The organism is Arenimonas metalli CF5-1, from assembly GCF_000747155.1.
GTDB classification, from domain to species: Bacteria; Pseudomonadota; Gammaproteobacteria; order Xanthomonadales; family Xanthomonadaceae; genus Arenimonas; species Arenimonas metalli.
This window is the reverse complement of sequence record NZ_AVCK01000054.1, coordinates 1-1,179: the sequence shown is the minus strand read 5'-3', so window position 1 is coordinate 1,179 and position 1,179 is coordinate 1. Positions and strand designations below refer to the sequence as shown.

Sequence of the window (1,179 nt, the reverse complement as noted above, 5' to 3'; positions counted from 1 at the left end):
GGAAACTCTGAACAACTCCCCCGACGTGGGCGACAATAGCGCAACGCGATGAGGGTGACGATCGATGCAGCTGACGTTCGGTGATGCCGAAGGCATGGGCAAGCGCAAGCGGACCCGCAAGGAGATCTTCCTGGCCGAGATGGATCAGGTGGTGCCGTGGAAGGCGCTGCTGAAGCTGATCGAGCCGCACTATCCGAAGATGGGTCGCCCTGGCCGGCAGCCGTATCCGCTGTCAACGATGCTGCGGGTTCACTTCCTTCAGCAGTGGTACGCGCTCAGCGACCCGGCCATGGAAGAGGCGCTTTACGACACAGCGGTGATGCGCCGGTTCGCCGAGCTGAGCGGTTTGGACAGCATCCCCGACGAGACCACGATCCTCAACTTCCGGCGTCTGCTGGAGACGCATGATCTGGCGCCGAAGATCCTGGCGCGGGTGAACGCACACCTCGCCCGCAAGGGCCAGAGCCTGCGCGCGGGCACGATCGTGGACGCCACGATCATTGCCGCGCCAAGCTCGACGAAGAACAAGGACGGCAAGCGCGATCCGGAGATGCACCAGACGAAGAAGGGCAACCAGTGGCACTTCGGGATGAAGGCGCACATTGGCGTGGACGACGAGTCGGGGTTGGTCCACCACGTGGAGTGCACGGCCGCCAACGTCGGCGATGTGACCCAGGTGCACAAGTTGCTGCATGGCAAGGAGGCCACGGTGTGCGGCGATAGCGGCTACACCGGCGCCGACAAGCGCGAAGAGCTGCAGCACGTTGAGGTCGGCTTCCTGATCGCGGAGAAGCCGTCGAAGCTGCGGGCGATGAAGAACAAGCGTGACCGCAAATACGCCGAGCGCTGGGAGCGCTACAAGGCCAGCGTGCGCGCGAAGGTGGAGCACCCGTTCCGGGTGGTGAAGCGCCAGTTCGGCTACGCCAAAGTGCGTTACCGCGGGCTGGCAAAGAACACTGCGCAGGTGCTGACACTGTTCGCGTTGTCGAACCTGTGGATGGCGCGGCGAGATTTATTGGCGGCTGCGGGATAGTTGCGCCTGGATGGCGGGGAAGCCCGCCAGAACAGGCCAGAAACGGCCGAAATCCGACCTGAAATCGATGAAAATCGCTGCTCGACACAATATTGATGCTCGTGTGGCGGCAAAAGCAGCATCAGGGCGTGTTATTCAGATGATCC

1 protein-coding gene is annotated in these 1,179 nt (G+C 62.6%); it reads left to right on the top strand.

All coding sequences use genetic code 11. The features are described 5' to 3' along the window. Nucleotides 1-64: 64 nt before the first annotated feature. Complete coding sequence (locus N787_RS11705; RefSeq protein ID WP_034214354.1) at nt 65-1,033, top strand: IS5 family transposase; 969 nt, start codon at nt 65-67, stop codon at nt 1,031-1,033. Nucleotides 1,034-1,179: the final 146 nt, after the last annotated feature.

Coding starts and splice junctions, on each gene's coding strand:
- N787_RS11705 (WP_034214354.1), top strand. CDS start 65: ATGCAGCTGACGTTCGGTGATGCCGAAGGCATGGGCAAGCGCAAGCGG.